Source organism: Streptomyces sp. NPDC092045 (genome assembly GCF_044756005.1).
GTDB lineage: Bacteria > Actinomycetota > Actinomycetes > Streptomycetales > Streptomycetaceae > Streptomyces.
Genome location: NZ_JBIVSC010000001.1, coordinates 1,470,264 through 1,492,731, shown reverse-complemented (window position 1 = coordinate 1,492,731; position 22,468 = coordinate 1,470,264). Strand labels below are relative to the sequence as shown.

18 protein-coding genes and 3 pseudogenes are annotated in these 22,468 nt (G+C 70.9%); 16 read left to right on the top strand and 5 right to left on the bottom strand.

All coding sequences use genetic code 11. The annotated features are described in order from the left end of the window. The first annotated feature begins 26 nt into the window (after positions 1-26). From ACIQKA_RS06505 to ACIQKA_RS06450, 12 genes are all read left to right on the top strand, one after another. Positions 27-668 carry an NUDIX domain-containing protein gene (locus tag ACIQKA_RS06505; RefSeq protein WP_402540182.1) on the top strand — a complete coding sequence of 214 codons (642 nt, stop codon included), beginning with the start codon at positions 27-29 and terminating at the stop codon, positions 666-668. Further along, a complete protein-coding gene (locus tag ACIQKA_RS06500) occupies positions 665-1,477 on the top strand; it encodes a methyltransferase domain-containing protein (protein WP_402540180.1) in 813 nt (270 codons plus the stop codon). The genes ACIQKA_RS06505 and ACIQKA_RS06500 overlap by 4 nt, the downstream gene beginning before the upstream one ends. After that, positions 1,474-2,082 carry an NUDIX domain-containing protein gene (locus ACIQKA_RS06495; protein WP_402540178.1) on the top strand — a complete coding sequence of 203 codons (609 nt, stop codon included), beginning with the start codon at positions 1,474-1,476 and terminating at the stop codon, positions 2,080-2,082. Before ACIQKA_RS06500 ends, ACIQKA_RS06495 begins: the two co-directional genes overlap by 4 nt. Positions 2,083-2,099: 17 nt before the next feature. Continuing rightward, on the top strand, positions 2,100-2,897 hold the full coding sequence (locus ACIQKA_RS06490; protein WP_402540176.1) for a phosphotransferase: 798 nt from the start codon (positions 2,100-2,102) through the stop codon (positions 2,895-2,897). Next, the gene (locus ACIQKA_RS06485) at positions 2,894-3,409 is read left to right on the top strand and encodes a GNAT family N-acetyltransferase (RefSeq protein ID WP_402540175.1); all 516 of its coding nucleotides are present in this window, start codon (positions 2,894-2,896) and stop codon (positions 3,407-3,409) included. The genes ACIQKA_RS06490 and ACIQKA_RS06485 overlap by 4 nt, the downstream gene beginning before the upstream one ends. Next, entirely contained in the window at positions 3,406-3,948 is a 543-nt protein-coding gene (locus ACIQKA_RS06480) for an NUDIX domain-containing protein (RefSeq protein ID WP_402540174.1), read from the top strand. The genes ACIQKA_RS06485 and ACIQKA_RS06480 overlap by 4 nt, the downstream gene beginning before the upstream one ends. Beyond that, entirely contained in the window at positions 3,945-4,568 is a 624-nt protein-coding gene (locus ACIQKA_RS06475; protein ID WP_383159484.1) for a class I SAM-dependent methyltransferase, read from the top strand. Before ACIQKA_RS06480 ends, ACIQKA_RS06475 begins: the two co-directional genes overlap by 4 nt. 107 nt (positions 4,569-4,675) lie before the next feature. Further along, complete coding sequence (locus ACIQKA_RS06470; RefSeq protein ID WP_402540172.1) at positions 4,676-5,026, top strand: hypothetical protein; 351 nt, start codon at positions 4,676-4,678, stop codon at positions 5,024-5,026. 820 nt (positions 5,027-5,846) lie between these two features. Next, positions 5,847-9,065, top strand: a complete 3,219-nt coding sequence (locus tag ACIQKA_RS06465; RefSeq protein WP_402540171.1) for an RICIN domain-containing protein — start codon at positions 5,847-5,849, stop codon at positions 9,063-9,065. Between the two features lie 617 nt (positions 9,066-9,682). Continuing rightward, positions 9,683-10,267: a DinB family protein gene (locus ACIQKA_RS06460; RefSeq protein WP_383444109.1), complete on the top strand. Its 585-nt coding sequence runs from the start codon at positions 9,683-9,685 to the stop codon at positions 10,265-10,267. Positions 10,268-11,113: 846 nt separating this feature from the next. Then, a complete protein-coding gene (locus tag ACIQKA_RS06455; protein WP_383159475.1) occupies positions 11,114-11,611 on the top strand; it encodes a sigma-70 family RNA polymerase sigma factor in 498 nt (165 codons plus the stop codon). Continuing rightward, positions 11,608-13,467, top strand: coding sequence for an IclR family transcriptional regulator C-terminal domain-containing protein (locus tag ACIQKA_RS06450; RefSeq protein WP_402540170.1), 1,860 nt, complete (start codon positions 11,608-11,610; stop codon positions 13,465-13,467). The genes ACIQKA_RS06455 and ACIQKA_RS06450 overlap by 4 nt, the downstream gene beginning before the upstream one ends. Before the next feature lie 728 nt (positions 13,468-14,195). On the opposite strand, the gene ACIQKA_RS06445 is transcribed toward ACIQKA_RS06450, so the two are convergent. The 3 genes and pseudogenes from ACIQKA_RS06445 to ACIQKA_RS06435 all read right to left on the bottom strand — a co-directional run bounded on the left by ACIQKA_RS06445 (position 14,196) and on the right by ACIQKA_RS06435 (position 15,830). Continuing rightward, positions 14,196-14,399, bottom strand: a complete 204-nt coding sequence (locus tag ACIQKA_RS06445; protein WP_048475199.1) for a cold-shock protein — start codon at positions 14,397-14,399, stop codon at positions 14,196-14,198. 240 nt (positions 14,400-14,639) lie between these two features. Next, positions 14,640-14,783 (bottom strand): annotated as a pseudogene (locus ACIQKA_RS06440) (MerR family transcriptional regulator); the annotation flags it as partial. 123 nt (positions 14,784-14,906) lie between these two features. Next, complete coding sequence (locus tag ACIQKA_RS06435) at positions 14,907-15,830, bottom strand: LysR family transcriptional regulator (RefSeq protein ID WP_383444115.1); 924 nt, start codon at positions 15,828-15,830, stop codon at positions 14,907-14,909. 361 nt (positions 15,831-16,191) lie between these two features. Between ACIQKA_RS06435 and ACIQKA_RS06430 the strand changes: the two genes are divergently transcribed. After that, positions 16,192-16,632 (top strand): hypothetical protein, encoded by a 441-nt coding sequence (locus ACIQKA_RS06430; RefSeq protein ID WP_383444118.1) that lies wholly within the window; start codon positions 16,192-16,194, stop codon positions 16,630-16,632. Between the two features lie 280 nt (positions 16,633-16,912). Here the strand turns inward: ACIQKA_RS06430 and ACIQKA_RS06425 are convergent. Beyond that, positions 16,913-18,178, bottom strand: a pseudogene (locus ACIQKA_RS06425) (ISAzo13 family transposase); the annotation flags it as partial. 288 nt (positions 18,179-18,466) lie between these two features. Here ACIQKA_RS06425 and ACIQKA_RS06420 point away from each other — a divergent pair. The 3 genes and pseudogenes from ACIQKA_RS06420 to ACIQKA_RS06410 form a co-directional block, all read left to right on the top strand. Continuing rightward, positions 18,467-19,747, top strand: a complete 1,281-nt coding sequence (locus ACIQKA_RS06420) for a phospholipase D-like domain-containing protein (RefSeq protein ID WP_402540168.1) — start codon at positions 18,467-18,469, stop codon at positions 19,745-19,747. Between the two features lie 460 nt (positions 19,748-20,207). After that, the gene (locus tag ACIQKA_RS06415) at positions 20,208-20,654 is read left to right on the top strand and encodes a VOC family protein (RefSeq protein ID WP_391096524.1); all 447 of its coding nucleotides are present in this window, start codon (positions 20,208-20,210) and stop codon (positions 20,652-20,654) included. A gap of 40 nt (positions 20,655-20,694) precedes the next feature. Further along, positions 20,695-21,000, top strand: a pseudogene (locus tag ACIQKA_RS06410) (helix-turn-helix domain-containing protein); the annotation flags it as partial. Positions 21,001-21,053: 53 nt separating this feature from the next. On the opposite strand, the gene ACIQKA_RS06405 reads toward ACIQKA_RS06410, so the two are convergent. Beyond that, on the bottom strand, positions 21,054-22,205 hold the full coding sequence (locus tag ACIQKA_RS06405) for an SMI1/KNR4 family protein (protein ID WP_402540166.1): 1,152 nt from the start codon (positions 22,203-22,205) through the stop codon (positions 21,054-21,056). Between the last annotated feature and the right edge of the window lie 263 nt (positions 22,206-22,468).

The window sequence follows — 22,468 nt, the reverse complement described above, 5'->3', positions numbered from 1 at the left end:
CCCCACCTCGAAGGGAGACGAGACCCGTGCCACCCAGCTCTTCCGCGATCCGCAAGACCATCAGGACCCACCTCGACCGCCACCCCGAGGAGCGTGACGCTCTGGCCGGGCTGCCCGCCGTGTGGGAGCAGCCCGCCGACGTGACCGCGCGCACGATGCTGACCGGGCACGTCACCCGCAGCGCCGTCGTCGTCGACCGCCGGCACCGGGTCCCGCACATCCGCCACCGGGCCGCCCAGGGCCTCGTGCTCGCTCCGAGCGGTCACGTCGAGCCCGAGGACCGCGCACTGCTCGACGCGGCGCTGCGCGAGCTGTCGGAAGAGGCCGGCCCCGGTCGACGGGGGCGCGACAGGAACGGTGACCGGCGACCACCCGGTCGGGGACCGCGAGGGCGGACGGTGGTCGGCATGCCCCGTGGGACCGATACGGACGAGGAACGGCAGGCCTTGGCCCCGGGCGAGGCGGCCGGGGCGGCCGGGGTTCCGGCGCCGGCCGTGCGGCGGACGGTGACGGGTGAGGTGATCGTGTCGGTCGGCGGGCCGCAGCGGGCCCCGTACGCCACCGGCCTCCACGCCTTGGAGCGGACCCTGCCTCCGCTCGCGCCCGTACCTCGACAGCCCCGTAGTAACCCCTGCCCGACCGCACACCACACGGAGAGAGCCCTGTGACCCTGTTCCACGCCACGGCGGGCGCCTGCGCCCGGCACCGCCCCGGTCTTCCCGAAGGTGTCGTCCATCTGCTCGCGGGCACGCTGCACGGCGTCCGCCGCGCGGCTCTGCTCGATCCGGGCGCCGGGACCGGCCAGGTGCCGGCCGCCCTCCTGCCCGTCCTGCCGCAGCTCGCCCGTCCGGACCTGGTGGACGCCGACCGGGACATGCCCCACCAGGCCGACCTCTTCCTCCGGCCCCTTCTCGCAGGCCGGGCAGCCGCCTTCCATCCCGTCCCAGCCGAGGAGTTCACCGCACCCGAGGAGGGCCACCGGGCCGATCTGGTCACCTGCGCGCGGGCTTTCCACTGGATGGACCGTCCGGCCGTCCTGGCCGTGGCCGACCGCGTCACCTCCCCCGGCGCCGCTCTGGCGATCATGGGCGACGGCAGCCTCTGGACCCACCGGGCACCGTGGACGACGGCGCTCAGAGAGCTGATCCAGTCCCGTCTCGGCGCCGAACGCCGCACCGGAACCACCGGGACCTACAGCGGTCCGGATCGACGGTACGAGGACGACCTGGCCGATTCCCCTTTCAGCGACCTCGAAGAGCATCGCTTCCCGCTCCGCCGCGCGTGGGCCCCGGACACGGTGGTCGGCTACCTGCGCAGCACCGGCTTCGCACGCCCCGCCCTCTTCGGAGACCGGCATCCCCGGTTCGAGGCCGAAGCCCGGGCCCTGCTCGAACAGCACGCGGCGAAGGAGGGCGGACTCGTCGAGGACACGGTGTTCGACGTCCTGCTCGTCCGCCGCCCGGGAGGCGCCCGGTGAGCGGCGGCGAGCGGCACACGGTGCCGGTGGACGTGCATCTGATCGCCGTCCGCGAGGGAGAGGAGGGGCCCGAGGTGCTGTTGTCGCGGCGGGCCGGCGCCGTCTACGCCGCAGGGCACTGGCACTTCCCCTCCGGCCACGTCGACGGTCCCTTCGAGGACGTCGTCACCGCGCTCGTGCGCGAGGCGTACGAGGAGACGGGCCTGGTGGTGGATCCGGACGACGTACGGGCCGCGGTCACCGTCCATCACCGGGCGCCGGGCGGGAGCGCGCGGGTCGGGTTCTTCTTCGATGTACGCCGCTGGTCCGGAAGGCCGGAGGTCAGGGAGCCCGCGGTGTGCGATGCCGTGGGCTGGTTCGCGTTCGACGCCCTGCCGGAGCCGATGGTCGCCTACTGCCGCGCGGGGCTGGACGCCTACCGGGCCGGTGTTCCCGTGGCGGTGCACTTTCAGGAGCCGGGCGACCCGATCGGGCACGACCCGGCCGCCGACCGGCTCCGCCCCGTGGCCGCCCCGGGCCGCGGTGCGCCGCGGCCCGCACGGGAGGCGCGGGAGTTCGCCGAGCGGGCGGTCGGCCGGACCACCACCTGGACGGACGCGTCCTGATCCGGGCCGAGAGCCGGGTGTGGCGCGCGGAGGGCGCCTCGGGCGGGGTGTGGTTCGTCAAGATCCACCAGAACGACCGGTTCCACGGCCGGGAGGTGGCCGCTCTGGCGGGCTGGGTGCCGGGGCTCGGGGGCGCCGGTCCCCGGCTGGTGGCGGCCGACGCGACGCTGCGGACGGTCGTCCTGACCGCCGTCGAGGGCCGCCCGCCGCACGGGGCAGTGCTGCCGCCGGACGAGGAGCGGCGGGTGTTCCGGGCGATCGGGGAGCTCGCGGCCCGCATCCACGCCAACCCCCTGTCGGCGGCGCCGCCCGGGACGGCGCCGGTCGTCCCGTACGCGAAGCTGCGGCGGCACCTGGAGGGAGCGCGGCCGCACCTGAGGTCCGGCGACGGGGAGTACGTGCGGTGGGTCGTGGACAGTGCCGTGCGGCTGCCGCCGGTCGAAGCGGTGGTGACCCACGGCGACCTCCGCCTCCGCAACCTCCTCCGGGCCGGCGACGGCACCCTGCGCGTCATCGGCTTGGAACGCGGCGGACCCCAGTCCGCCGTACGGGATCTGGTGCGTCTTCTGGACTGCTTCGACGGCCGGGAAGACCTCCACGAGGCGTTCTTCGACGGGTACGGCCGCCGTCTCACCACGGACGAGAGGGCGCGTCTGCTGGTGGAGGGGGTCCTGGACGCGGTGTCCGACATCGCCTTCGGGAACAAGATCGGTGACCCGGAGCCGGTCGCACGGGGACGCCGCACCCTGCTGCGCTGCCGCGCCGGCACCGCATCGACCGTGCTCCCCGCGATCGACGGAGGTCCCCGGCAATGACACAGAGCACTGCTGCGCCGGGCACGGCGGCAGGGTGTGTGCCGCGTCCGGCCACCGCGGACGACGCCGCGGAGATCACCCGGCTGCGCTCGCAACTCGTCCTGTCCGAACCGCTCGACGAAGAGTGGCTCGACGTCTGCCGCGACCGGCTCGCCTCCCGGCTGCGGCCCGGGGGCGATGCCCGCGCCTGTGTCGTGGACGCGCCGGGCGGCGGGCCGGCCGCCTGCGCGCTCGCGCTGATCCACCCCGTCCTGTCGGCCCCGAGATACCCCCGGGGGCTGGCCGCCCGGATCCACATCGTGGCCACCGAACCCGCTCACCGGCGGCGTGGGCTCGCCCGGGCGGTCGTGTCCTCGCTGCTCGAACCGCTGGAGCGGGAAGGAGTCACGCTCTACGAACTGCACACGAGCGCGGACGCCGCACCGCTGTATGAGGAACTCGGCTTCGCGCGCGATCCTGCCCCCGTGCGGATGACGAAGCTCCCACAGGCCCCTGAGGGAGGTGCGGAATGACCGAGGGACGGCTCTCGCCCGAGGAGTGCGCGGCGACGCCATCCGAGGCGGTCGTGTCCGCCGGTGTGTTCTTCACCGGCGGAGACGACCAGCCCGTACAGCTCCACAGCGTCCACAGCCCCGAACACCCCTGGCGGTGGCCCGGCGGGCCGGCGGAGGCGGGCGAGCGGCCGTGGGAGACCGCGGTGCGCGAGACCGCCGAGGAGACCGGGCCGGTGGTGTCCGGGCCGCCGCGGCCGCCGGCGGTGTTCGGCCTGCCCGGGCCCGGGTTACCGTCGTCGACCGTCACGTTCGTGTTCGACGGCGGGCGGCTCTCCGGCGAGCAGCTCGCGGGCGTCGTCCTCGCCTCCGAGGAGCACGACGAAGTACGGGCGCTGCCGCCGGAGCAGTGGCGGACGCCGATGCCGGTGAGGGACTTCGACCGGCCGACGACCGCCATGGGGGCCCGCCGGAGCGGGGTGGCGGCCTACGTCGGCGCCTGGGAGCGGGGCACCGGACCGGAGGATCCTGTCGTGCGGAGCCAGGAGGCGGCACGGTGAGCACGGCAGCGTCGGCACCGGGACAGGACGGCGGCTCCCTGCCCGCCGCGTACTGGGAGCCGCTCTGGGCGGGCGGCCGCCGCTACCGGGGGGTGTGCACGGCCGAGAAGGGGCTGATGGCCGGGCACCTCGCCCCTGGCAGGGGCCGGCCCGCCCTCGACGTCGGCAGCGGCGACGGCGCGCTGGCCCGTCACCTCCACCACGAGCTCGGCTACCGGACGACCGGCGCCGACTGCTCCCCCAGCGCGGTCGCGCTCGCCGCCGCCCACGACGCCGCCCCCGGGTCCGTCCTCGGTCCGGGGCCGGTCTGGCGGTGCCTGGACATCACCACCGCCGACCTCACGGCCCTTGCGCACCCCGCCTACGCCCTCATCACCTGCCGTCTGGTCTACCGGTGGATCGACGACAAGCCGGCCTTCCTCGACCGGGTCCGGCATCTCCTCGCGCCCGGCGGAGTCTTCTGGGTCGTCACCGAGCTCGCCGGCCGCCGCGCGACTACCGACCCGGCCCTCCAGAAACTCGGGATCTCACCCCTGGACGCCGAGCTGCTGACGGCCGGCTGGTCTTCCGTACGGACGGCCGACCTCGATGTCCTGCGCTGCTACGCCCTGCGCCCCTGACCCGCCCCCGTGACCGGAAAGAAGAAGCGGTCGGGCAGCTGACCGGTCACGCGGACCATCGGCGCACCCATCAGATCGCCCTGCTCGCCGTCGGAGCCGCCGGCCTGGTGCACCTGTACCCGGAGGCGGGCGCTCCCCGGCGGCCGCGGGCGCTGTACGCGGCCGCACACCCCGAGTCCGGGGTGTGCCGGCTCGGAGCCCTGCCGGAGCAGGTCGGCGAAAGCGTGCCGGCCGTACCGAACGCGTACGTGAGCACGACCGTCGACGTCAGCCCGTGGGCAGAAACCGAATGGGCGGCGATCCTCGCCCACCGCGGGGAAGTCGCGAGCGAGCGGCCCCTGCCCGGCGTTCCCACCCGTCTGCCGGAGGCAGAACGCCAGGAAATGACCAGCACCGAGTCCTTCACCCGGCCCACCTCCGGCCCCGTGCCGGGCGGTCCGCACCGGCTCACCGTCTGATCGTCACGCCAACCACTCTGTCCCGCCCGAACGGGAGCGCCGGACGACTTGGAGACGGCCATGGCGACGACTTCCCCACAGGACGAACGCCACCGCGCAGCAAGGGCGTTGGGGTTGGCGGTCGCGCGGAGCGCGGTGCCTCACGCCGCCGAAGCGGCCGCACAGCATCCTCCACGCCGTCTCCGACCAAGCCCGGCCGGTCGCGCGGTACGGCAAGCGGTTCCTGTCGCACACCGAAGTGTCCTTCCTCCACTCCCCGGGGCATCAGCCGCTCGTCCCGGAGGTGGACGGCATCCGGTTCGGTTTCGCGCTGTGCGCCGAGGCCGACTTCCCGGACATCTTCGCCGAGCACGAACGCGCGGATGCCGACTGCGTCCTGCTGTCGGTGATGGTCGACGAGGCGACGCGGGCCCGTGTCGCCCCAGCCCGCGGAACCCCTGCAACCACTGGCTCGGCCACTCCGCCCCGGCCCGGTTCAGCACAACGGTGCCCCTCCGGGATCGCGCTCCCCGGCGGACGGCGGCTGGAAGGCAGTGCCGCGAACGGGAAACCTGCTCCGGCGATCGCGGACAGCGACCTCGCGGCACATGCCGACCACCAGGGCGCCGAGCCCCGTCTCCACGGCCGCCCGTTGCTCGCCGGCGGGGAAACAAGCCGGCCGAAGGCGTACCTACCGGGCGAGGACGTCCATGTGGCGACCGTCTCCGCCGTGCGCACGGCCGGAGTATCAGCCGGACGTGAGTGGGACGTTAGCGAGGAAGCGGAGAGTGGGGCTCGACATGTCGGCCGACAGGCCCCGCCTTCCGAAGGAGCTCCAACCATGCGCCAGCGAGATCGTCGCCACCGGAGACCGGTCCGCGCGTTCCTCGGCGTGATCGTCCTCGCCTTGGCGGCGTTCGCGCTGCCGGGTGCGTCCGGTGTCGCCGACGCGGTGGAGAGACCGCCGAACCGCCTCGGACCGGTCCAGATCCAGAACGTGACGAACGGCTTCGCCGTGGACGCCGAGGACGGCGACATGGAGGAAGGCCGGAAGATCTTCCAGCGCACCTACGACGCCGAAAAGCGCCAGCAGTGGTGGTTCGAGGCTGTCGGCGCGGCGTACCACATCAAGAGCAACGTGAACGGGGCGTACTGCGTCGGTCTCGACGGCACGTTCGCCGTGCTGAGGACCTGCGGGGCGGAGGGCACCTCGTGGGTCTTCGACGAGGTCGAAGCCGACACGTACTTGCTGAAGTCCGCCGGGACCGGGCAGTACCTGGTCGCGGCCACCGCCGAGGGCGGCGAGGGCAACAGCGAGAAGCAGCTCGCCGTCGGCAGCGGGGAGCAGGCGCAGAGCACCGGGCGGTGGTACCTGACGGACCTCGCGCTGGAGGAGTACGCCCCGCCCGCCGACCCCCGCCTCGACGAGGCGACCTTCCTCACCACCCACAACGCCTTCAACAGCTACGCCTACAACCACCCGATGCCCAACCAGTCGCACAGCTTGACGAAGCAGCTGGAGGACGGTGTCCGCGGGCTCATGTTCGACGTGTACGAGAAGTCCGGAGGTCTCGTGCTGTGTCACGGGCCCTGTGAACTGAGCGGCGGCATCTCTCTGGCGCATGCGCTCAAGGAGGTCGCCGACCACCTGAAGAACGATCCGGACGCGATCGTCACCATCTTCCTGGAGGACTACGTCAGCGACCGGGCCGCCCTCCGGCAGGCGTTCGATGCCGAGGGGCTCACCCCCCAGATCTTCGACCCGGCGGCGCAGGGGGTGCGGACGGCGGGCTGGCCCCGCCTGTCCGAGATGCGACAGCTCGGCAAGCGCCTGCTGGTCTTCACCGACAACACGGCGATCCCCGAGATCGGCCTGGTCCGGGCCCAGGAGTGGACGGTCGAGAACTACTGGAGCCTGGGCGCCCTGGGCTCGAAGTGGGAGTGCTTCAGCCGCTGGGGCGACCGTCCGCTCACCCACCGCGAGACCGGATTCTCCCCGCTGTTCGTCATGAACCAGTTCAGGGACGCCCCGACCGTCATCACGGCTGCCATCGACAACGGCGACGAACTCGTCGACCGGGCGCTGAACTACTGCGGGCCCGCCGCCCGCAAGAAGCCCACCTACGTGGCCGTCGACTTCTACGAGCTGCCCCTCGGCGGCGCCACCCACCGGGCGATCGAGACCATCAACCGGCACCGCTACCAGGCGAAGCCTTCCTCCCGTGACCTCACCACGCAGAACCGCCGAGGTCCCCTGCCCGGCCTGCCGAACTGGACCGGGGCCGGCTACCGCAGCGGTGCCGCCCTCCCCGGCAGCGAGAAGTTCAACCGGAGCGAGTCCTGCCGGATCACCCCTCAGCGCATGGACACCGCCTACGGGGTGAAGCCCGATGACGGAGTGGACGACTCCGCCGGACTCCAGCAGGCCATCGACCACATCCGCGCCCAGTGCAGCGGCACGGCCACCTTCGACCGGCTCTCCCTGATCGAACTGCCCGCCGGACGGATCGACGTCACCCGGCAGATCGCCGTGGACGCCGACTACCTCGTCCTCCGCGGCCAGGGTGGCGGCGCAGGCGGCACCAGGATCGTCTTCGCGCCGGACGGGAACACCCTCTACGACACCCTGACCAAGGACGGCAGCCGTTGGGACCAGGACACCATGACCCACGAGGCCGGTGCCGACACCGCCAAGGGGGGCTGGATCTGGCCGGGCCGGGGGCTCTTCCGCGTACAGACCCGTGAAGTCGCCCCCCGCTACGCCGACGAGTGGGCCGCCGCTCCCGCCAACCGCAAGGACCTCTACGAGGGCTCGATCAACCAGCACTGGGCCTCCGGTGTGAGACTGCGCGGCGCGACCGGCGACTCCGCCTACTCCGCCCGGGAGGGCGGCCAGGTCGTCCACCTGGCCTCGAACGCCGACACCACCCGGTTCCGCATCGGCGGCCACCTGTGGGTGGGCGCCGCGAACAGCCGCTCGTTCTACGAACGGCAGGGCGCCACGGACACGAGCCAGTACGAGGACCTGCACATGCGCCAGCAGGTCTTCCGCATCAGCGCCGTGAACGCCGTCGACCGCACCGTCACCCTCGACAAGCCGCTGGAGTTCGACCTCCCCGTCGACTCCACCTCCGACGGTTCCGCGCCCATCGGAAGCACCGCGTACGTCAGCAAAGTGACCCCCCTGAAGATGGTGGTCGGCGTCGGCTTCGAGAACTTCTCCTTCACCCAGGAGGTACCGGGCCTGGCTCCGGAGCAGGCGAGGAACAACTACGGCAACCTCGCGCCCGCCGCAGCCCTGCACGGTCTCGTCTTCAAATGGGCCGCCGACTCGTGGGCCCGGAACGTCAACTCCGAGATGACCGGGTCCCACCCGATCGTCACCGAGGTCGCCAAGAACCTCCAGTTCGAGAAGAACCGTCTCGACGGTGCCTGGAACAAGGGCAAGGGCGGCAACGGCTACTTCCGCGGCAGCCGGGTCTGGGACTCCCTGTACGCGGACAACACCACCCGTCACCTGCGCCACTTCACCCTTCAGTGGTCCTCCTCCGGCAACGTCGTCCACGGCAACGACTTCGACTCGGACCTGAACCTCCACGGCGGCTGGGAGCGCCGCAACCTCTTCGAGAAGAACACCGTCCGTGTGCCCTACGAGCACGCCCCGGGCAACTGCACCGCCAACTGCGGCGGAGAGGGAGGCGGCGTCGAGACCGGCACCTGGTACCCGATCTGGTGGGCCGCCGGGGCGAAGGCGGCGAAATGGGCGGGTTCCTCCGGGCCGCAGAACGTCTTCCACGACAACGTCCTGAGCAAGCAGCTCGCCCCGGGCGGGCCGTACGTGGAGTACGCGCCGTACACGCGCGGCGGCACCGGTGCCCAGCCGGTCTTCCAGTTCGGCTCCGCCCCCGATGCCCCGGGCCGCTTCCTGCACCTCGCGCGCGGCGGTTCCCCGATCTCCGACTGGAACGGCAACGAGACGGCGGACTTCACCGGGGGCGCCGGCATCAACGCCTCCCACACGGCGCCGGTCACCTCCGTGTTCCTCGACACCGACGGCTGATCCCCGGCCGGTGGCTGCGGCGTCCGGCACGCCGCAGCCACGGGTCACGGCGCGAGCCGACGGAGCACGGATCGGGGTACGGACAGCTTTTGGAGAAGGACAAGGCGCGCGGGTACACAATGGGGTGGAAGTCCTGCGACGACCTGGAGGCGGTCGTCGCCGGGACCGGCCCGGAACATGAAAGGAAAAGCCCGCCCGCAGGGCTTGTTTCGCGGTCCACCCGTCGGTGCGGGATCAGCGCCCGTAAGCCCTGCGGCACAGCTCCGGTGCCCCTGGGCGCCTGGATCTGCTGCGTCTGACGGCATGGCTGCCGTACCTCCGGGACCTGTCCCGCCGCCGGCTGCCGACGCCGCATGGCGAGCTCTTTCGGGCCCTCCAGGGGCTTGGCGGCCGCCCGGACAGACGTCCTCGCGGTGCTCTTCTTCGTGGTGGTGCTCCTCGCGGACCCGCCTGGTCGCCGGAGGCGCTGTCCACTCGGCGACGGCGGGCCGTACGGCCAGGCCGCGCCCCCGGAGCGGCAGGCTCGGTGGTCACAGCCGGGCCTCGGTTCTGCCGGTCGTTGCGGACCGGGTAAGGGATCTTGAGACCACGAGCGGCCCGTGACAGGCTGATGCCGCATGATCGATGAATTCGCGAAGGACAACCTGCACGAGAGACTGCGGCGGGACCGCAAGGCGCTGCTCTGGAAGCTCGACGGCCTGTCCGAGTACGACGTCCGCCGGCCTTTGACGGTGACCGGGACCAACCTCCTCGGCCTGGTCAAGCACGTGGCCGGCGTCGAGGCCAGGTACTTCGGCGAGGTCTTCGACCGTCCTTCCCCGCAACCGCTGCCCCGGTGGCAGGACCACGACGGCAGCGATCTGTGGGCGGCCGAGGACGAGACCCGTGATCAGATCGTCGAGTCCTACCGGCGCACCTGGGAACACTCGGACGCGACGATCGACGAGCTTCCCCTCGACGCCCCCGGCCACGTGCCGTGGTGGCCGGAGCCCCATTCCCGCCCGAATCTGTTCGCCGTCATGGTCCACGTTCTCGGCGAGACCGTCCGGCATGCCGGGCACGCCGACATCCTGCGCGAGAACATCGACGGCCGAACCGGGATGCGGCCCGAACACGAGATGCGGATCGACGAGGAAGCCCGCGGCGCCTACTGGGCGAAGATCGAGCAGGCCGCCAGATCGGCCGCATCGATCAAGGCGTAGAGGGCCGTGCCGCGCGACCTGGCGTTCGAGCGACGTGGTGACGGCCGTGAGCACCGATCTGTCGAAGCACTTGGTGCCGGATGGACTCGGGGAGCTGCTCGTCCCGCTCCTGCCGTCGTTCGCGGCTCGACCTGAAGGCGGCGGGACCGCTCCGCATGACGAGCGGGCGGTGTTCGCGGCTGTGGTGCAGGTACTGACCAGCGGGTGCGCGTGGCGGTATCTGCGGAATCGTTCGGCGTCTCACGGCCACCGCGCGCCGCCGGTTCAGCGTGTCGCCCGAGGCAGGGCTGTGGCCCGGGCCGCACCGGGCTGTGCTGGACGAATCCGGTGCCAGGGGTGCCCAGTACGACACGCTCGTCCTCGCCGGCTCGGGCACGGACCCGAGGCGATCACGGCCGCCTCGCGGAAGCCTTGCACCGGACGATTACAACCGATCGATTCCGATCGATTACCTTCTGTTATTTTTTCTGATTTTCCTGTGCACGTTCGGGCGTCCGGGATCGCTGTTACAGGTGGAGGCAGTGGCCTTCGGTACTGCGGGGAGGGATGCGGGCGGTGCTCAGGATCAACGGGAGGGGTTCACGTGCGGCACGGCACGACGGTGTTGCGAGGCGGGCTCACCGTCCCCCGGCCCGGGGGCGGCGCCGTACGGACCGAAGAGCACGCCTTCGCGTCCTTGACGGTGAAGGCCGCCCGCCGGAAGGCGGACGGCGCGGACACGGGAGCACCCCGGTGAACGATCTGGGCACGGAGCAGTCCGGTGCGGCCGGCCGGCCGCGCCAGCCCCTTCCCACGGAAGGGCGGGCTTTCGAAGGAAGTCCGGACTACTGGGTTTTCCACGCCGAGATGTACGACAGGTTCGTACGGTTCGCGCGGTACGACCTGCGGTCGGACGAGCTGGCGGACGCGGCCGTCGAGAGCACCTTCGCCGAGCTGATGTCCCACTGGCCGAAGGTGGCGGTGAACCGCAACCCGACCGCCTACGCGTGGACCGTGCTGAAGAAACGCCTCATCGACCAGGGGCGCAGGCGCGGACGGACCGCTCTCCCCGTAGACGACCACACCCTGTGGGGCCTGGTCGACGAACGTGCCGGGCGGGACGACCCGCTCGAAGCCCTGGCGCTGCGGATCAGCGTGCGCAACGCCGTCCGCCGGCTGCCCGAACGGCAGCGCGACGTGGTCACCCTCTACTACCTCCTCGACCAGCCCACCACCGTGGTCGCGGAGTTGTTGGGCATCGACGCGGCCACGGTCCGCTCTCACATCAACCGGGCGCTGCCCCGCCTCGGCCGGTTCCTCGACCTGCCCGGCACACGCTCCGGACGTGGAAGGACCGGCTCATGAGCGACGACAAGGCCTTCCGGTCGACGGAGGACGCTCTCGCCGCGGTCGCGTCCGGTCTCCCCTGGAAAAAGCCCGACCGCGCCGCCTCCCGTGCGCGCCTTCTGCACTACGCCGCTCTCCTGTCCCGCGCGTCCTTCGCCGTCCTCGGCCCGCGCGACGCGGCGGCGGACTGCGCGGGCGTCGAAACCGCCGAGGCCGTTCACGGCGACGAGACGCTCCTGGACGCCGACGAGGCCGCGCACGAGCTCGAGGCGCTGTGCGCCGCCGTCGTCCTCCGGCCCGTGGCCGGCTCCCTGCTCGCGACGTTCGCCGAGCACGCCGCCGCCGATCCCGAGGGCGCGTTCGTCTTCGCCTGCGTGCTCCACCTCGCCGACGACCCCGAAGGGGCCGTGTTCTGGTGGCAGCTGGCCGCCGGGGCCGAAATGGACGCCGCCGTCTACTGCCTGTTCCTGGACCACTCCCGCCGCGGGGAGTACCACGACGCGGTCCTGTGGGCCCGCCGCCTCACCGACGCCGAGGGCCTGCACGCATTCGCCGCCGACTCCCCCCTTCCGCCGCCCGAGCTGCGGCACGTCCTCGCGCGCTCGCACCGGTGGACGCTCCCGCAGGAGCACGAGGACCTCGGCACCGTGCCCTTGGCGAGCCCACGCCTCGCCAAGGAGGTCTTCGCCCTCGCCGCGCGGACGCGGGAACCGGCGGCAGGCAGCTGGATGGTCCCCGGCCCGGCGGCCCGCACCCCCCGGTTCCGCACGAGCGAACCAGGCCGGGCCGGTGGGGAGGGAACGGCGAACCGTCCCTCAGGACCGGCCGAAGGACACCTGGACGAGGGCCGTGCTGCGCTGCCGGGCGGGAGCACCGCTTTCTCGATCGGGCCGCTGCGGCACACCACCTTGACCGCCCTGGCTCAACAGACGTCCGCCGCACCGCACGCGCCGGCCCAGTGGGAGGCGGCGCTGCGGGTCCTCGACGTACTGCACGCCGTACGCGCTGCGCGTCGGCCGCTCGCCGCACCGGAGATCGCCTCCGCGGTCCGCCTCGACGGGATCGACCTGACCGAACTGACGCGGTGGCTGTGCCGGCACAAGCTGCTCGACCGCCTTCCCGACGGCTCCTACACTGTCGGCCCCCTCTTCTCCGCCCTCCCCGCAGGCGACCCCGTCCTTCGCCACGACGCCCTCACGCAACTGCTGGACGAACTGAGGGACGCCACGGGCGCCGCCATCTACTTCTCCCGCTACACCGACGGCGAGATCGAGATCCAGCACTGCTCGCACAGCCCCACCACACCGGCCATCACGCAATGGGTCGACCTCAAGGAAGCCGCCCACGCCAGCGCGAACGGCAAAAGCATCATGGCCCAGCTCGACTTCGACAGCCGGATGGACCACCTCGCCCGGCACCGGCCCTACGCCCTGACCGACCGCACCATCACCGACCCCGCCACGCTCTTCCGCTCCCTGGACGACCACGGACCCCACGCCAGTCAGTTCGACGTCCTGGAGTACTCCCGGCGCGAAGTCTGCGTCGCCGTTCCGGTCGCGCTCGACAACCAGCCCGCCTGCATCGCCCTGTCCCTGCCCGCCGGCCGGCTGCCACGCCTCGTCGAGGCCGCCCGGACCCTGTCGGAGAGGTCGGGCCTGATCCTGCTGACCCTCCTGGCCATGCTCCCCGCCGCCCCGGAACCGGATCCGCAGGAGACCGGAGAAGGCGACGCCCCTTCCAGCAAGACGCCAGAGGACCAGCCGTCGACTACGAGCACGGCTCCGGGCCGCTCTCCCTCAGGGCTGATCCTTCCCCCGGGGCTCCTCACCCCCGGCACCGCCGACTGGACCGGCTTCCTGACCGGCACCCGGTAGACGCACCCCACCGGCATCCGGTAGGCGCACCCCACCAGATCCGGTAGACGCACCCCGTTCCTCCCACCCGCACCCGCGAGCCCGGGGGTGCACGCCCTGCCCGACCCAGTCACGAACGGACGTCAGCGCGCGACCGGGCTTCCTCCGGCGCGCCCTCACCACTCGTGAACGACATCGTCCTCTCCGCCCTGCCCGAATTCCTCGGCAGCCTGTGCGCCGGACTCGTCCTCGCCGCCGCCGCCCGGGCGGTGCGTCGACTCCGCGCCCGCCGAGCCCGACGCTCCGAACCCGCCGTCCCGAGCGATCCCGCCCTCTCCCCGCCACGACATGAGCGACCGGACGTGTCCCGGGGCACAGCGGGCCCCTAGCGGATCACGAACCGTACCCGGACCCGACGGGGCCTGCCCGGAGCGCCGGCATCGAGGCGGAAGGCGGGCCGTGGGGTACGGAAGTGCGGGACCGGCGGCGGGCGGCTTCGAGTCGCACGAGGGCACGGTCGGGGTGCTGCTCGCCGGCGGCAGTGGGTCGAAACCATTGCTTGTCGACCTGGGCAGTGCGGCCCGTCGTGCCCGCTTTCTCACCGGAGCCCAGGTCGTTTCGGATCGGTACCGGGTGAGCAGACCCGTGCGGGCGACGATTCAGGGCCGTGCAGCGGACAGCCGCACGGCCCTGAACCTGTTCACCGCGCACTACGGCGCCGGCTCTTCGTCTTGCCGGGGGCAAGGAGGTCAGGCGGGGGTGATGTTCTCCGCCTGGGGGCCCTTCTGGCCCTGGGTGACGTCGAACGTCACGGTCTGGCCTTCCTGGAGCTCGCGGAAGCCCGAGGAGTTGATGGCGGAGTAGTGGGCGAAGACGTCCGGGCCGCCGCCGTCCTGGGCGATGAAGCCGAAGCCCTTCTCCGCGTTGAACCACTTCACAGTTCCGGTAGCCATGTCTGACGCCTTCCAGTCGATGAACGCCTCCCGCACGATGCGGAAGGCGGAGGTGATCGCCCTGGTTCCTGCGGCACAGCACAGCAAAACGCCCACGCCTGGAGCGTGGGCAAAGGGAACTTCCGAACCACGACAGCTAACGGTGACGCTACACGCTTGCACCCTGCGTGACCACCGGAAAGAGCGGCGCGTTCCCAGGATGCAGGGCGGGCGAAGCCCGCGGTCCGGCCGGTGCCCGGTTCACTCCACGGCCGGCGGCTCGGCCGATCCGGTGGCGCGGCGGTATTCGGCGTTGACGCACTGGGCTTCTTCGAGCCGGTCCTCCAGGACGATGATGCGGCAGGCGGCTTCGAGGGCGGTGCCCCGGTCGGCGAGTTCGCGGGCATGACAACAGCGCGTCTCGGCCTCCGGCCCGCCACTTCGCCCAGTCGTGTCCACGGCCACTCAGCGCGTGGGAGGTGAGCCTGCCGGCCCCGACCTCCTGACCGGAGGCGGTGATGCCCGCTCTCACGGGGAACGCCAGAGCCGCGGGGGCTCGTCGAGTTCCGCGGCGGCCTGGACGGCGGCCCGGGCGAAGTGCCGATGGCACGGGACGTCGTTGATGTTGAGCCAGGTTGCCGCCCATTCGATGGGCGGCGCGTCGGTGAAGGGGAGGTAGACGACGTCGGGGCGGGTGTAGAAGCGGAGGACCTGGGCGCCGACGATGACAGCTCCTGCTCCCGCTCCCACTTGCTGGAGGGCTTCTTGGAACGTTTCCACCGGTGCGCCGCTGCTGATGGCCGCTCCGCCGGGGGTGCGCCGGGGGTGGCGGTCGGCGGGCCAGCTGTCCGGGCCGCTGTGGGGTGGGCGCAGCAGGACGACGTCCGCCAGGTCCTCCTGCGTCAGGCTCGTCCGGGCGGCCAGGGGGTGGTGCGCGGGGACCGCGAGCATGCGCGGTTCGGAGAAGAGGACGGGGCCGACGGTTACGTCCGGCGCCGTCACCGGCAAACTGATGAGCAGCACGTCGATGTGCTCGCTGCGCAGCTTCTCCGTGGCGTCGACGACCTGGACCTCCCGGATCTCCACGGGTATGCCGGGCGGGTCGGCTGCCGTCCGGCGCGCCGCACGGTGCGCCACCTGGCCTGCCAGCGCGCCGACGAAGCCGACCCGCAGAGCTTTCCGAGTGGCACGGGCGGCGTCAGCGGCGCGGGCCAGTCCCGCCTGGATCTGCTCGTATCCGCTCTGGAGGTCGTCACGTAGCCGGCTGCCGATCTCGGTCAGTTCGACGCTGCGGCTGGTGCGCTCGAAGAGGAGAGCGCCCACACGTTTCTCGATCCCCTTCACGACCTGGCTGACCCGCCCGGTGGTGACGTGCAGCCGCTCCGCGGTCCGGCCGAAGTGCAGTTCTTCGGCGAGCGTGAGGAAGACCATGAGTTCCAGGCGCTCCAGCATGAGTTCCTTTCTTCTTCGGGCGGGCCGCTGCCGCCCCGGCCGAATCGGTGGCCGAGGCGCGGGTTTCCGACGTCGCATCCGAGCATCCAACCCCTCCACCCGAATATTCCTCAATAAAGCACGCAAACCGGTCACATGATGGTGCGTTAAACGTGCGTTTAGGGATTCTATCTTGATCGCCTTCATGGCCGACGGCAGCATCATCGGTACGCGGCGCACAAGCGGACGACGCGGAGAAATCAGCGAACGGAAAATTCACACGAGAGATCGAAGTGAATACTTTTACCGTTTCCCCCGCCGCCTCTTACGAATCCACCTCGAAGGTGCGTCCACTTTTCCACTCGTTACAAAGGGATCAAAAATGCGGATCAACAGCTCGAAGGTACGTGCGCTCGCTGCATCGGTCTTCACGGCGGGCACCCTCATCGCCCTGAGCGCGGCTCCGGCGTCGGCCGCTCCGACCGTCACGTTCCGGATCCTCTCCGCCACGGACATGGGCTGGTCGAACGTCATGGTCATCATCGACGGTCACGTCGCGGGCACCGGGTCCTGGGCGGGTGACCCCGGCGACCAGGGATCGTCCACGGGCGACACCATCATCGCCCACGACAGCGCCACCGACGGCTACGGCATCGAGGTGACCCTGGACGGCACCCGCGTGGCGACCACGCGGGGCCACAATGCCCCCTACACCGACCGGGCCAGCGGAAACCTGAAGGAGGACTCCAAGCACACGATGCGGGTGTGCGCGGTCAAGGGCTCCTACGCCGGCTGTACCACCATCTACAACCTCAAGGCCTGACCCTCCCGGGCCCGGGCCACGACGGATCCCGGGCCTGTGCACAGAGCGGGCCGGCGTCCCCCCGGCCGACGGCCTCAGCTGTCGGCGCTCCAGGGACGCGGAGCGTCGGGCGACCCACGGGGGAGCCGCCCGGCGCAGAAGGTGCCCGTACGGGGGAACGACACACGACTCGCGGGCGGCGTCCGCACGAGCCGCCCACGGTCCCGACGCCGACGCAGAGAACCCGGGCCCCCGGATTTCCGGCACAGAGAATCCCGTACGCGGGCGCCCCGGAAATTCTTTAGGGCTCGCAGCGCATCAAACACGCCGACTTGATCTCCGTGGTGCTGCTGGTGGCGAGGAACATGGTGACGTCGGTGGGCGCGCGGAGCCTGTCTGCCGAGTGCCGAGCGGCTGAGCCGGTCTCGGTGGCGAGGGGCCGGACTTGCCGAACGGCCCTGGTGAGGGTGCTGGCGTCGACGCCGAAGAGCTGGACGATCAGGTCTCGGGTTCTTGGTTTGCGCAGGTAGAGAACAGAGGCCAGGACTCGGTCAGCGGCGGCCGGTTCGTCCTTGGCCCCAGCTCCGCGAGCCCGAACGCGGTCTCCTCCTCGCTGCTGCGACCGCTCGTGTTCACGTAGCTCATCGAGTCTCTGGCACAGCTGGTCGACGAGTTCGTCCAGTGCCGGTTCGGTCATGCCGGTCAGTTCCGGGGGTGTGCAGACCGCCGGGGTAGGACTGAGGCGGCAAACCCTCGGCCCGCCGGCCGTGGCGCCGTGCTGTGGATAGAGGGTGTGGCTCCAGTCGCCGTGGAAGCGGTGCCGGTGTACGGGCAGGGCGCCGATGTCCGCGTCGGTGACCTCGATACCGGTGTCGTAGGTGTCCGGGTGGAGTTCCCCGTGGACTGTCAGGCCAGTGCGGGTGGTGATCGCCCTGATGCTGTCGACGATGACGCCGTGGCTGTTCGGGGGTCTGCCTCGCCGGTTCATGGAGATGTGGGAGAACAGCCGGTGCTCGATCCTGTTCCACTTCGAGGCGCCCGGCGGCGTGTGGCAGACGGTGATCTCCGGGCCGGCCTCGGTGGCCGGGGCGGCGAGTTCGGTCTTCCGGGCGCGGGTGCGGTAGCCGTCGGAGCCGTCCGCGTCCGCGGTGATCAGCAGTCGGGCGGCCGGGGGAGTCGCGGCTTCCGAGGCCCTGCCAGCAGAGACGGATGGAGGCGACGGCGAACGCGGCAGTGTCGTGATCAATGTCGGCACCGACCCCGCCGGTGTTCGCGGCCACATCGTAGATCCCGTAGGGAATCGCCTTGCCCAGTCCCTGCCGGTCGAGGAAGTCATGGGTCCCGACCTGGGTCGGCAGCCCTTTCGGATGCCACTGGCGGCGTCCGTTCTCGTACCGGCCGACCGCAGTTCTTCCTTCTTGGTTGCGACGCTGATCACCGGGTCGCCGACGTCCATGTGTTCCTCGGCCCGGTCGCTGATGCAGCAAAACCGGGCGTGCCGGTCGTGATGCTGGGCGCCCTCGATGGTCTTGGCGTTGGCCCGGAGACCGAACCCCTCCTCCCGCACGCTGCTGATGCCCCGCGGGCCGAAGCTCCGCCGACCTGCGCACCGGGCGTGGACGGACAGGGCTTTCAGCGGCCGGCGCGGCAAGGGGTCTCGGGGGCGCGGCAGTCCGGGGCGAGGTGGAAGGCATCGGCGTCGGGTGGGAGGCCCGGTGGCCGACGGAGACGAAGACCGGCTTGACACCGGCCCAGGCGCGCACGGCCCGTCCCGCCTCCCCGTCGGCGGGCAGCGGAGCCGGGTGCTCGTACGTAAAGATGAAGGGGTTTCCGTCCGGCACATGCGCGTGCGCACGTGCCGGACGGAAGAAAGCAGTTTCGCAGTCAGGGAGAACACCACACGAGATCACCGCACGTCAGGATCATCACCGGCCGTGGAGGAGCCGGCGTCCTGCTCGTCTTCGCCGTCCTCGTCGCGTTGCTCGTACCCGCGCGCAACGCCAACGCCGCGACCGTCACCACCGGGCCGGTCTTCAATCGCCCCACTGGTGACACGGCCGAACAGCAGGCGATCCGTTCCCAGGTGCGGTCCGTCATCGCCAACGCGGACAGCGGCTCGATCATCCGGCTCGCCATGTACCACCTCTGGGACGACACGATCGCTGCCGATCTCGTCAGCGCCAAGAACCGGGGTGTGAACGTCCGTATAGTCCTGGACCGCACCACGCTCGACCACCCCTCCTCCTACGACACGCTCCGGGCGGCACTCGGCACGAGCACCTCCGCCGCGTCGTGGGTGGCCCTGTGCGCCCCCGGTTCGTCGTGCCTGGGCCCGGCCGGGACCGGCATCAACCACAACAAGTTCCTGCTGGCGAGCAGCGTCGCGGGCGGTACTCAGAAGAACGTCACCATGCAGTTGACGTCGAACCTGACCCCGTCCAACTACAGCCGCTACTGCAACAGTTCGCTCACCGTCGCCGGGAACAACGAACTGTACGACGGTTACGTCGCGTACTTCGCCAAGCTCCCGGCTCAGAACCGCGCGGCCTGGTCGTACGCGTACGGCAACGCGGGCGACTACAAGCACTACTTCTTCCCCCGCGCGGGCAGCGACGAGAGCACCGACACGGTCGTCAACGCCCTCGACAACGTCACGTGCCGCTGGACCGACTCCTCCGGTGCCCACCGCACCAGCGTCCATGCCGCGATGCTCAAGATCACCCGTCAGGCCGTCGCCGACAAACTGGCCGCGCTGGCCAGGTCCGGGTGCCTGGTCGACCTGGTCTACAGCGAGACGGACGCCGGCACATGGAACGCCCTGCACGGCGTCTCCGGCCTGACCAACCGCTGCTACCAGCACGACGACGACGCGGACGCGACGACGCCACGGCGGATCGTGCACTCCAAGAACTGGATGATCGACGGCATGTACGCCGGCGAGGTCCAGAAGGTGATGTGGACCGGCAGCGACAACTGGAGCGGACCGGCCCTGCGCAACAACGACGAGGCGCTGCTGCGGATCACCACGCCCTCCGTGCACGACGCCCTCGAGGCGAACTTCCAGGCCGCCAAGTCCGCCGCGGTGCCCGGCACCAGCGACAACGTCGCCGTCTGCAAGAGCGACGAGACGGACTGATCACGTCCGGGGAGGTGTCGGTATCGGTGTGAGGTCCGAAGGCGGGTGGCAGTGGTCTTCCGGGCTTCTCCGGCGGCGAGGACGGGCATCGAGGTGGCCCTGTCCGCACCGGTCCGGCCGGCGGGATCGACGCGGGGCCGGGGCTGAAGGCGCATCGGGCCGACAGTTCCCGGACCACCAGCGCGATCCCGTCGGATGCCTCCTCCGCTTTCTCGACGGATACCTCTTTCCAGCTGACGTTCTTACGCGGCACGTGGACAATGCCTCGTAGGGCTGCGGGGCCGTCCACTGGTCGAAGGTCTGGGACACCGATGACATCGCGGAGTGCCGGGCCTTCGGCAGTCACAGCACGGGGACTTTCGACACACGCCCCGGCGCCGCATCAGTCAACGTTCGCCCTGTCGTGGCGGTACTGTTGCGGCCGGGTGGCGATCTCCTACCGGCCGCATGGGGGCGATGCATGAACCAGCAGTTGAACCTGGTGACATTGGGTGTCGAGAAATTGAAAGCCAGCCGCCAGTTCTACAGCCGTGGTCTGGGCTGGACACCACTGCTCGATCTGGACGAGATCGTCTTCTATCAGATCGGCAAGGGGCTGGCCCTGGCGCTCTTCCCCCTGGCTGACCTCGGCGCCGACACCGGACATCCAGCAACAGCCGGTACGCCCTTCACCCTCGCCCAGAACCTCGACTCGCCCGCCGAAGTCGACGAAGCCATGCAGCGGGCCCGTGCGGCAGGAGCAACTGTCCTCAAAGAGGCGCAACGTGCGGCGTTCGGTGGTTATCACGGTTACTTCGCCGACCCCGATGGCTACCGCTGGGAGGTGTGCCACAACCCCGGCTGGTCTGTCGCTGACGACGGCACCGTGACCCTGACGGCTGTCGCGGCGGCAGACGCGGGGGATTGACGGCGTCTCAACCCTGCTCATCGTCGAACTGTGCGGGTGGCTGAAGGCTGAACGTGTGCGCCTCCGTGAGATCGACGAGGAGGAGGAAGAAGAAGGCCTGCTGCGGATCATCCGCAGAGGCAGCGGGCCGGTGGTGACACGGCGGCGCGCGCAGATGGTGCTGCTGTCCGTGCAGGGCATGCCGGTGGCGGAGATCGCCGAGGCGGCCTTCACCAGCTCCGACCGGGCGCGGGACGTGATCCACGACTTCCACACCGACGGCTTCGAACCGCTCCACCGGAAGCACAAAGGCGGGCGCCCGAAGGCCTTCACGCTTCCGGAGCGCCGGGAGATCAAGAACGCTTCATTCGACCGGTCCCGCCGGATGAAGCGCTCACGCGGAAGAGGAGCCTTTCGGAGTCATTCCTGGTCCTGGGCGTACTGGGCCGCGTACCAGCTGGAGTCGATGGCGGAGTTGCGCAGGGTTCCCCAGAAGCGATCGTCGGGTATCGGCGGCAGTGGCGGAAAGCCCAGGTCCGCGTGCAGATCTGCCCGCCAGTCGACGGCGAGGCGGCTGCGGAGCCCCGCGACCTTGTCCAGGGACTTGTAGGGCGAGCCCCAGATCACATCGGGCATCCTCTCCGCGGCCCACTTGCGGTAGCTGTCCCGGTGCGTGTCCGCCTGTGCCATCACCTTGCGCAGGCGCAGGGGCAGCGGGTCGGTCTGCTCCGGCCGTGGCGGGGCTTCGCCGCGTTCCAACGCGTCCAGGACCGCCTTGACCTCCGGGTATTTGTTCAGGCCCGTTTCGACGGCCAGTCTGCGCAGTTGCCTGCGTGCGGCCCCGGCCACCTGCTCACGCGGCAGGACCGCGATCAGTGCGCCGAGTTCCTCGAATTCGCGCAGATGGCTCGCGTGGAGCAGATCGGCGGGGCTGCAGGAAAGGTCCAGTTCCGGCAGCTGCTCATCCGCTGGGGGAAGAGGATCGTCGGCGCTGCCCCATTCCGGGCCGGCGGGACAGGCCCACTCCCAGAACAGCCGGCCGTTGAACGTGACAGCGCCCCCGTCCCGGCCGCGCTCGAGCTGATCGGCCAGTTCTGCCAGGTATCCGCCCAGGGAGTGCGCATGCCCGAAACCGATTCCGGTCTCGTCGAAGAACCGCCCGATCGCGCCGAAGGAGTCCCGCTCAGGACGGCAGTCGATCATGAGACCGTCGGCCGTCACCCCGTAGGAGCCGAACTTCACGTAGCCGTGGTGCCAGTAGCCCTCGGCCTCCTCCTCGTCGAGGTCTTCGGCGGTCCCACGCATGAACCTGGTGTCCTGGAGGATCCCCGCCACGTCGAGCAACCGGTCGTGCGTGCTGAACCGGAAAGCCTCCGCCCCGTCCTCCGCCCCGTCGTGCCGGAGCAGTGAAGCGACCAGGTCGGGAGGGAAGGTGACGCCCAGTTCCTCCTGAGCCGCAGCGATCTCCTCGTGCCTCGCGGGCGGTCCAAGCGTTGCGAAGGTGCGAGGGGCGTGCTCGCGCAGCCAGTCGTCGATACGGCTCCATGAATCCTGGACCAGGTTCTCCGTCATGGGGCTGACCCTAAGAACAGGCACTGACAGCCTGGTCATCGCCCACTGACCTCACTCGTCGGACCTGCCCCGCGCCCCCGCCGAGTCGAATATCCGCACACCGCAGTGCAACGCCCGGTCTCACCCGGTGACAACAAGCCTGCCTCTACGACACCCGCCGTCTCGGCTCCGGCTCGGACCCGGGGCTGCGGGCCCTGGCCGGGGTAGTCGGCAGCCTCGGTGCCGACGGAAGGAGCGGAATCGCCGACGGCACGAAATCCGGG

Excerpts from the sequence above, each read along its gene's own strand:
- ACIQKA_RS06485 (WP_402540175.1), top strand. The coding sequence starts at position 2,894 with ATGACACAGAGCACTGCTGCGCCGGGCACGGCGGCAGGGTGTGTGCCG.
- ACIQKA_RS06445 (WP_048475199.1), bottom strand. The coding sequence starts at position 14,399 with ATGGCTACCGGAACTGTGAAGTGGTTCAACGCGGAGAAGGGCTTCGGC.
- ACIQKA_RS06455 (WP_383159475.1), top strand. The coding sequence starts at position 11,114 with ATGTACGACAGGTTCGTACGGTTCGCGCGGTACGACCTGCGGTCGGAC.
- ACIQKA_RS06430 (WP_383444118.1), top strand. The coding sequence starts at position 16,192 with ATGCGGATCAACAGCTCGAAGGTACGTGCGCTCGCTGCATCGGTCTTC.
- ACIQKA_RS06435 (WP_383444115.1), bottom strand. The coding sequence starts at position 15,830 with ATGCTGGAGCGCCTGGAACTCATGGTCTTCCTCACGCTCGCCGAAGAA.
- ACIQKA_RS06460 (WP_383444109.1), top strand. The coding sequence starts at position 9,683 with ATGATCGATGAATTCGCGAAGGACAACCTGCACGAGAGACTGCGGCGG.
- ACIQKA_RS06415 (WP_391096524.1), top strand. The coding sequence starts at position 20,208 with ATGAACCAGCAGTTGAACCTGGTGACATTGGGTGTCGAGAAATTGAAA.
- ACIQKA_RS06405 (WP_402540166.1), bottom strand. The coding sequence starts at position 22,205 with ATGACGGAGAACCTGGTCCAGGATTCATGGAGCCGTATCGACGACTGG.
- ACIQKA_RS06480 (WP_402540174.1), top strand. The coding sequence starts at position 3,406 with ATGACCGAGGGACGGCTCTCGCCCGAGGAGTGCGCGGCGACGCCATCC.
- ACIQKA_RS06450 (WP_402540170.1), top strand. The coding sequence starts at position 11,608 with ATGAGCGACGACAAGGCCTTCCGGTCGACGGAGGACGCTCTCGCCGCG.
- ACIQKA_RS06465 (WP_402540171.1), top strand. The coding sequence starts at position 5,847 with ATGCGCCAGCGAGATCGTCGCCACCGGAGACCGGTCCGCGCGTTCCTC.